Here is an 8,330-nt window from a genome sequence, read left to right as displayed (position 1 = left end):
GCCCGCGCGCGGCCCCGCCCCACGGTCGCCCGACACCGGCGGCACAGCACCCGGCGCCCGAGACCGGCGGCGCAGGCACCCGGCGCCCGACACCGGCGGCACAAGCACCCGGCACCCGGCCCGGGCGCCGCACGTACCCGGCACCGGCGGCACACGCACCCCAGCGGACCCGAACCCGAGGAGGCCCCCGATGACCAGCAGTACTCCGCCGAACGGCTTCTGGGCCCAGGCCCTGGCCGACCCCGACCGGACCGTCCTCACCACGCCCGACGGCGCCCGGTGGACCGCGGGGCGCCTGCACGCCGCCGCCAACCAGCTCGCGCACGGGCTGCGCGCGGCGGGCCTGCGGCAGGGCGACGCGTTCGCCGTGGTCCTGCCGAACGGCGCCGAGTTCCTCACCGCGTACCTCGCCGCCACCCAGGCGGGCCTGTACCTCGTGCCCGTCAACCACCACCTCGTCGGCCCCGAGATCGCCTGGATCGTCGCCGACTCCGGCGCCCGGGTGCTCATCGCCCACGAACGGTTCGCCGCCGCGGCCACCGCCGCCGCCGACGAGGCCGGACTCCCGGCCTCGCGCCGGTACGCCGTCGGCGACGTGCCCGGCTTCCGCCCGTACGCCGAACTCCTCGCCGGGCAGCCCGCGTCACCGCCGCCGGACCGGACGCTCGGCTGGGTCATGAACTACACCTCCGGTACGACGGGACGGCCGCGCGGCATCCGCCGCCCGCTGCCCGGCACACCCCCCGAGGAGTCCCACCTCGGCGGCTTCCTCGGCTTCTTCGGCATCAAGCCCTTCGACGGCAACGTGCACCTGGTGTGCTCGCCGCTCTACCACACCGCCGTCCTCCAGTTCGCGGGCGCCGCCCTGCACATCGGCCACCCGCTGGTCGTCATGGACCGGTGGACGCCCGAGGAGATGCTGCGCCTCATCGACACCCACCGGTGCACGCACACCCACATGGTCCCGACGCAGTTCCACCGCCTGCTCGCACTGCCCGCCGCGACCAGGGCCGCGTACGACGTGTCGGCCATGCGGCACGCCCTGCACGGGGCGGCGCCCTGCCCCGAGCACGTGAAGCGGGCGATGATCGACTGGTGGGGCGAGTGCGTCGAGGAGTACTACGCGGCCAGCGAGGGCGGCGGCGCGTTCGCGACCGCCCGGGACTGGCTGAAGAAGCCCGGCACCGTCGGCAAGGCGTGGCCCATCAGCGAACTCGCGATCTTCGACGACGACGGCAACCGGCTGCCGCCGGGCGAACTCGGCACCGTCTACATGCGGATGACCACGGGCGGCTTCGCGTACCACAAGGACGAGGCGAAGACGCGCAAGAACCGCATCGGCGACTTCTTCACCGTCGGCGACCTCGGCCACCTCGACGAGGACGGCTACCTCTTCCTCCGCGACCGCAAGACCGACCTGATCATCTCGGGCGGCGTCAACATCTACCCCGCCGAGATCGAGTCCGCCCTGCTCGCGCACCCGGCCGTGGCCGACGCCGCCGCGTTCGGCATCCCGCACGACGACTGGGGCGAGGAGGTCAAGGCCGTCGTCGAACCCGCGCCCGGGCACGCGCCCGGCGACGCGCTCGCCGCCGACATCCTGCGCCACTGCGCACAGCACCTGGCGGGCTACAAGCGGCCGAAGAGCGTCGACTTCGTCGCGGCGATGCCCCGGGACCCCAACGGCAAGCTGTACAAGCGGCGGCTCCGCGCGCCGTACTGGGAGGGCCGCGCCCCCGCGACCTGACGGCTCGGCACCTCGGAGACACCGCGCTCAGGACGGTTCCCAGACCGACGCGTCGTGGGCGAAGCACACCCGGCGCGGCTCGAACGCGGCCAGCCGGTCCAGCCACGGCGGATACGCCGGCAAGGGCGCCGCGACCCCGTCCCGCGCGGCCCGCCGGGCCAACTGGTCCGCGCCGAACTGCGAGGCCTGGTCCCGTGCCTGGCCCGCGAGCACCACCACGCCGTCGGCACCGCGTACGACGAGGGACTGGTGCCCCTCCGTGTGGCCGGGTGTCGGCACCACCCACACGCCCGGCCAGACCTCCGCCTCGCCCGACAGCTCGTGGTAGCGCACGCCGGGGAAGTCGACGAGGTGGTCGGCCGTGTAACCGCCGCGCCGCGCGGTGGCCAGCTCGGTCTCCTGCACGAACACGGGTCGCCCGGGCAGCAGCGGGTTGCCGCCGCAGTGGTCGAAGTGCAGATGGCAGTTGACCACGAGCGCGATGTCGTCCAGGCCCACCCCGGCGGCCGCCAGGGCCGCGCGCAGCGGCCGCCGCCGGGGCCGGTAGTGCGCCTCGGTGTCGGGCCCCGCCTCGCCGATGCCGGTGTCGAACAGGAGCAGCCCCCGCTCGTGCCGCACCAGGTACGCGAACGCGGGCTCCACCCGCGGCTCCGGCCCGCCCGCCTCGGCCGCGGGGCGCACGAAGTACCCCAGGTCGAGCCTGCGCAGCACGGTACCGTTCCCCCTCATGCGGCCATGGTGACAGGCGGGGCGCACCGGGCACACGGACTCTGCCGAGAGCAGAGGGGCCGCGGGCGCGACGTCCACCGGGCCCGCGGACGCGCGGCCCGGACGCCGGACGCGCGGCTCCCGTCAGCGGTCCCCGTACGCCGGGCGGGTCAACGGACCCTGGACACGCGGCTCGCGTCAGCGCACCCCGTACGCCCGGGCGAGGGCGCCCACCGTGGCGGTCATGGCCGCGCGCAGCTCGGGCGGCGCGACGACCTCGACGTCGGCGCCGAGCCGCAGCAACTCGCCGCACGCGTGCGGCACGCTCTCGACGGGGATGACCGTCTCGACCCAGCCGTCGTCGCCGGGGGCGCCCGCGGCGGCCTCGGCGGCCCGCGCCACGTACGGCGGCACGTTGTCGGGCAGGCGCCGCAGCCCCCGCGGGGACAGGCGGACGGTGGCGGTGCCGGTGTAGCGGCGCGTCTCGAAGTCGTCCAGGTACGACGCCCAGTACGCGCCCAGGTCGAAGCCCGCGGGGCGGTCGAAGCGCTCGTCGCTCACCGCGGCGTCGAGGACGTGGGCGACGCGGTAGGTCGCGGTCCGCTGCTCCGCGGCCGCGACCAGGTACCACGTACCGGACTTCAGGACCAGGCCGTAGGGGCGCAGGCGGCGCCGCACCTCTCGCGGCTCCCGCCAGCGGCGGTAGCGCACGTCCACCGCGCGCCCGGTGAGGGTGGCGTCCACCAGCAGCGGCAGGTGCGGCGCCGGTTCGGGCTCCCGGTACCAGCCGGGCACGTCCAGGTGGAACACCGCCGCCGTCCGCGCCGCCTCCTCCCGCGGCCCGGCCGGGAGCGCGGCGAGCAGCTTCAGCCGCGCCGCCGTCACCTCCGCCGCGAGCCCCAGGTCGGCGGCCGGACCGGGCAGCCCGGCGAAGAGCAGCGCCCGCGCCTCGCCCTCGCTCAGCCCGGTGAGCCGGGTGCGGTAGCCGTCGAGCAGGCGGTAGCCGCCGCCGCGACCGGGCTCCGCGTACACCGGTACCCCGGCGTCCTGCAGCCGCGCCACGTCCCGGTACGCGGTCCGCACCGACACGCCCAGCTCCTCGGCGACCGCTCGCGCGGTCACGCGGCCCCGCGACTGGAGCAACAGCAGCAACGACAGCAGACGCCCGGCAGACATGCGCCCATCCTGCCCCGAAACCCTGACACCCCCTGTCACACGGGCCGCCTACCGTCGACCCGCCCCCGCTCCCCGGGCCACGCCGTTCCGGCCGCCCGCACGGGACCGCCCACACCCACGCGCCGACAGGAGCCCCTGTGCCCACCGACCGCCTCACCGACCGTCCCACCGATCGTGCCACCGGCCGTCCCACCGGCGGTCTCGCCGTGATCGAACTGCGCCAGTACACGCTGCGCCCCGGCCGCCGCGACGAGCTGATCGACCTCTTCGACCGCGAGTTCGTCGAGACCCAGGAGGAGACCGGGATGACCGTGCTCGGCCAGTTCCGGGACCTCGACGACCCCGACCGCTTCGTCTGGCTGCGCGGCTTCCCGGACATGGCGGCGCGCCGGCACGCGCTGACGGCGTTCTACGACGGGCCCGTCTGGGCCGAGCACGGGGCGCGGGCGAACGTCACGATGCTCGACTCCGACGACGTCCTGCTGCTGCGGCCGCTGGCACCCGGGAGCGGCCCCGCGGTCCGGCCCGCCGACCGGCCGCGGCCGGGTGCCCCGGCGCCGGACCGCTTCGTGTCCGCCACGGTGTGGTCCTTCCCGCCGGGGCAGCACGAGGGGGCGGTGCTGCTCCGGGACGGCCTGCTGCCCGCGCTGCGCGCGACGGGACCCGCGCCGCTGGCCGTCCTGGCCACCGAGCCCGCGCCCAACACCTTCCCCCGACTGCCCGTCCGCACCGGTGAGAACGCCGTCGTGGTCCTCGGCTCGTACCCCGACGAGCACGCGCACCGCCGCCACCTCGCCGCCCTCCGGACCGACCCCCGCGCCCGCAAGATCCTGCCGGCCATCGAGCAAGCCGCCGCCACCCGCCCCCACACGCTCCGCCTCACCCCGACACCACGCTCACTCCTCACCTGACCGAGCACGCGAACCTTGTGCTGTGCCGCTGGTCCCGACTTGCCCCGCGTACGGCCTGCTTCTGACCGGCCCCAGACCTCACTGGCGGGAACAGCGGGGGAAAACGAGGTGCCGTATCCGGGTACGCCTACCTACCCTCGGCCCCATGCGTCAGGAACCCGCTCTGCTGAACGTCATCGATGTAGAGGCCACCTGCTGGGACGGACAGCCGCCGCCCGGTTCCGTGCACGAGATCATCGAAATCGGGCTCACCGTCGTGGACGTGTCGGCACGGCGCCGCGTGTCCCGCCACCGTGTCCTGGTACGCCCCGCCCGGTCGGCGGTGAGTGACTTCTGCACCGAACTGACCGGCCTGACGCAGGCCGAGGTGGAAAGGGGCGTCACCTTCGCCGAGGCGTGTCGGATCCTCGTCGAGGAGTACGGGGCCGGGGAGCGCCCCTGGGCGAGCTGGGGTGAGTACGACCGCCGGCAATTCGCCCGGCAGAGCCGGGCCGACGGAGTGGCCTACCCGTTCGGCCATCCGGCGGAGCGGACCCACACCAACGCCAAGGCCGTCTTCGCCGCGGCCTACGGGCTGCGCAAGAAACCCGCCATGGACCACGCCCTGCGGATCGCCGGGCTGCCGTTCGAAGGACGCCATCACCGCGGCGAGGACGACGCGTGGAACATCGCCGCACTCGTCCTCGACCTGCTGGCCCGCGGGGCATGGCCCGCCACGGCGTAACAGGACGAACGCTGTCGCGCGGCCGGCGAGCCGCAGACCCCCCGCCCTCGGCCAGGGCGGCTCCGACGGCTTCCGGCCAAGTTGCTTTGGTCTCGACCATTGCTCTCCGACCCCCCTGTGAAGGAAGCTGCTCACCACGCACCGGAGCATCACGACCGGAGTGCTCGCCACCGGAACAGGAAGGCAGCAACATACCCATGCGCAAAGTGATTTCGGCCCTCGGCTTGACCGGACTGCTGGCCGCAGCCGCCCTGCTGCTCGCCCCGTCCGCCCAGGCAGCGGGGTACGTCTACGTCGGCATGTACCCGAGCGCCGCCGCCTGCGACACGGCAGGCAAGGACTACGTCGCCCGCGGCCAGGCGGTCAGCTACTTCTGTGACGCCACGCCCACCGCCGCCCGCCTGTCCATCTGGGTCTGACCGGCCTCACCGCCGGTCACCGACACGCTCGACACTGAACCGTCGGCCCGGCGGCCACCCGGCCTCCGGGCCGACGGCCCTCTCCCTCCGCACGCCGTCGGCCTCCCGACGGCCCTGATCCGTTACGAACGCCTCCGCGAACTCACTCACCACGCACGGCCCGTGTCGAAAAAAACGCATGTGGGAAATGGTGAATGTGTCTGATTCCGCCTTGGGGGGTGTCGACGACATGCGGCTCGGAGCCTTCGAGTTGACGCCGTCGAGTTGACCATCCCGTCCGGGATGACACAGCCGAGAGCGAGAAAAGTACATCGATCGCGTCGGTAAGTGACATGACCGCAGGACCCGGGGTTCCTAGGCTCGTTCGATGCGTGAATACCCCTCTCGCGTCACGGACACCCAAGCGACCACAAGCATCCTCGGGAGCCTCCAGTGAGAAGTGCGAAAGTCGCGCTGTGCGCTCTGCTCGTCACCGGGGCCGCCGGTCTCGCACCGGCCACCGCTTCGTCGGCCTCATCAGACCCATCCGCCTCATCGGCCTCGTCGGAGAGTCGGAGCGCGTTCGCCCTGTCCAGTACCGCATTCGCCAACGGCGGCGTCATCCCCAAGGTCCATGAGTGCACCAGCGGCGGAGGGAGCGACCCCGCCAAGCGGAACGAATCCCCGCCCTTGACCTGGTCGGGTGCGCCGGCCGCCGCCAAGAGCTACGCGATCGTCATGCGCGATCTCGACAACGCCAACCTCATCCACTGGGTCATCTACGACATCCCGGCGAGCACGACCTCGCTGCCCCAGAACGTCGACCACAAGTACCAGCCCTCGGTCCCGGCGGGCGCCAGGCAGGTCTACTACCGTGGCAGCGCGAGCCTCTACGGCTACCAGGGGCCGTGCTCGCCCTCGACGGTGAACACCTACGAGTTCGTCGTCCACGCGCTCGACCAGGCATCGCTGACCAACCTGAACTCCAGCTCGACGACACGGACCGCCGCCAGGGAGATCGCCGCGGCGACGATCGGCTCGGCCAGGATCACCGGCGAGTCGTAGCGTTGCCGCGGACACCGCGCCGCCCTGCCGTTCCACTTCCCCGTCCACCGCGGCAGGACGGCGCGACGCATGGCGGCAACCGGCGAACGGGCCTCGGACGGGGCACCGCACCGGGCGTACCGGGGGACAGGTGCCGGACGCCGAAGCCCGGCCCCTACAGCGAGTCGACGTCGATCGCCTCGGCTATGGCGTGGTAGCCCGCGTCGCTCGGGTGCAGGTGGTCGCCGCTGTCGTACGCGGGGACGAGCCGGTCCCGGTCGGCGGGGTCGGCCAGTGCCCGGTCCAGGTCGATGACGCGGTCGTACGCGCCGGAGGTCCGTATCCACTCGTTGAGCGCGTCCCGCTTGGCCTCGCCGCGCTCGCTGAAGTACACGGCGCCCTTGAAGGGGGTGAGGGTCGCGCCGATCACCTTGAGACCCTTGGCGCGGGCCTGCCGGATGATGTCGCGGTGCGCCGCGATGAGCTGCTCGACCGAGATGTCCGGCACCGAGCTCCCCGGCAGTTCGCTCAAGCCGACGTCGTTGATGCCCTCCAGCACGACGACCGTGCTGACGCCCGGCTCGGGGAGCACGTCCTTCTTGAAGCGGTTGACGCCGCTCTCGCCCGTGCCCGGCGTACCGTAGGTGATCATGTTGCCGCTGATGCCGTGGTTGAGGACGCCGCGCGGCCGTCCCTCGCGGGCGTACCGCTCCGCCAATTCGTCCGGATAGCGATTGTCGGCGTCCACGGTGGAGGCGAAACCGTCGGTGATCGAGTCCCCGAACGTCACCACCCCGTTCCCGCGCCCCGTCGGGCCGCCCCTGACCTCGACGTCCGCGACGTAGTACCAGGACACGGAGGTGTCGGTGAACGCCTCGCCGCTCTCCTCGAATCGCAGGTCACCCGGCGCCCGGTAACTCGTGGTCAAGGCCGACATGTGGTACGTGGCCGGGCCGGTGGGCTCGGCCAGGTACAGCGTGAGCGTCAGCGACTCCAGCGGCCCGACCCGCATCCGCAGGGCGTCACTGAACACCTCGCCACCGGCCGGGACGGTCACCGCCTTCTCCTCACCGAAGGCCAGGGCCCGGCTGGTGCCCGCACGCACCGCCGCGCCCTTGCCCGTCCGCCCGACCGCGGCCCCGGCCACCCGCAACGAGGTGGAGCCGTAACGGTTGGAGAGCTTGAAGCGCAGGGCGGTGCCACCGGTGCTGACCCGCACGACCTGGCGCAGCGACTGCTGCTTGAAGCCCTCCTGCGACCAGTTGGGCAGGAGCGTCCGCCCCGGCGGCTGTACGGAGGTCGCCCAGGCGCCCCGCCACCCGTCGCCGTCGCGTCCTCGGGCGGCACCGCCACGCGCCGCCTCGCGCGACCGGCCGACGGTGGCCGACGCCGTGCCGTCGCTCGCCTCCGTGTCGAGGCTCGTTCCCGTGCCGTCGCTCGCCCCCGTGTCGGGGCTCGTCCCCGTGTCGGCTTTCGCTGCCCTGTCGGCGGCCGTCGTCCCGCCCGTGGCCGCCGCCGCGGTGACCCGTGCGTCCGCGTGGGCCGTCGGGAGCGGCAGCAGGGGGACGGCCAGCAGCGCCGCCGCGGCCACCAGGACCGTCAACGGGCGGGCCGTCGTCCGG

8 protein-coding genes are annotated in these 8,330 nt (G+C 73.6%); 5 read left to right on the top strand and 3 right to left on the bottom strand.

All coding sequences use genetic code 11. The annotated features are described in order from the left end of the window. Positions 1-190 precede the first annotated feature (190 nt). Positions 191-1,747, top strand: coding sequence for an acyl-CoA synthetase (locus IE330_RS11825; RefSeq protein WP_190135882.1), 1,557 nt, complete (start codon positions 191-193; stop codon positions 1,745-1,747). A 27-nt stretch (positions 1,748-1,774) separates the two neighbouring features. Here IE330_RS11825 and IE330_RS11820 read toward each other — a convergent pair whose 3' ends face one another. Beyond that, positions 1,775-2,476, bottom strand: coding sequence for an N-acyl homoserine lactonase family protein (locus tag IE330_RS11820; RefSeq protein WP_190135881.1), 702 nt, complete (start codon positions 2,474-2,476; stop codon positions 1,775-1,777). 177 nt (positions 2,477-2,653) lie between these two features. Beyond that, positions 2,654-3,631: a helix-turn-helix transcriptional regulator gene (locus IE330_RS11815; protein WP_190135880.1), complete on the bottom strand. Its 978-nt coding sequence runs from the start codon at positions 3,629-3,631 to the stop codon at positions 2,654-2,656. A 137-nt stretch (positions 3,632-3,768) separates the two neighbouring features. On the opposite strand from IE330_RS11815, the gene IE330_RS11810 reads away from it, so the two are divergent. From IE330_RS11810 to IE330_RS39645, 4 genes are all read left to right on the top strand, one after another. After that, positions 3,769-4,542, top strand: a complete 774-nt coding sequence (locus IE330_RS11810) for an NIPSNAP family protein (protein ID WP_308438997.1) — start codon at positions 3,769-3,771, stop codon at positions 4,540-4,542. A gap of 145 nt (positions 4,543-4,687) precedes the next feature. Further along, on the top strand, positions 4,688-5,266 hold the full coding sequence (locus IE330_RS11805) for a 3'-5' exonuclease (RefSeq protein WP_190135879.1): 579 nt from the start codon (positions 4,688-4,690) through the stop codon (positions 5,264-5,266). Positions 5,267-5,463: 197 nt separating this feature from the next. After that, positions 5,464-5,685 (top strand): hypothetical protein, encoded by a 222-nt coding sequence (locus IE330_RS11800; RefSeq protein ID WP_190135878.1) that lies wholly within the window; start codon positions 5,464-5,466, stop codon positions 5,683-5,685. A 432-nt stretch (positions 5,686-6,117) separates the two neighbouring features. Further along, positions 6,118-6,729 carry a YbhB/YbcL family Raf kinase inhibitor-like protein gene (locus IE330_RS39645; protein ID WP_190135877.1) on the top strand — a complete coding sequence of 204 codons (612 nt, stop codon included), beginning with the start codon at positions 6,118-6,120 and terminating at the stop codon, positions 6,727-6,729. Between the two features lie 154 nt (positions 6,730-6,883). Here IE330_RS39645 and IE330_RS11790 read toward each other — a convergent pair whose 3' ends face one another. Beyond that, positions 6,884-8,311 (bottom strand): SGNH/GDSL hydrolase family protein, encoded by a 1,428-nt coding sequence (locus tag IE330_RS11790; protein WP_229925574.1) that lies wholly within the window; start codon positions 8,309-8,311, stop codon positions 6,884-6,886. Positions 8,312-8,330 lie beyond the last annotated feature (19 nt).

Origin of the sequence: Streptomyces longispororuber (assembly GCF_014656095.1) — a bacterium.
Classification (GTDB): domain Bacteria; phylum Actinomycetota; class Actinomycetes; order Streptomycetales; family Streptomycetaceae; genus Streptomyces; species Streptomyces longispororuber.
The sequence above is the reverse complement of the archived record's forward strand: the minus strand, read 5'-3'. Positions and strand labels throughout refer to the sequence as shown.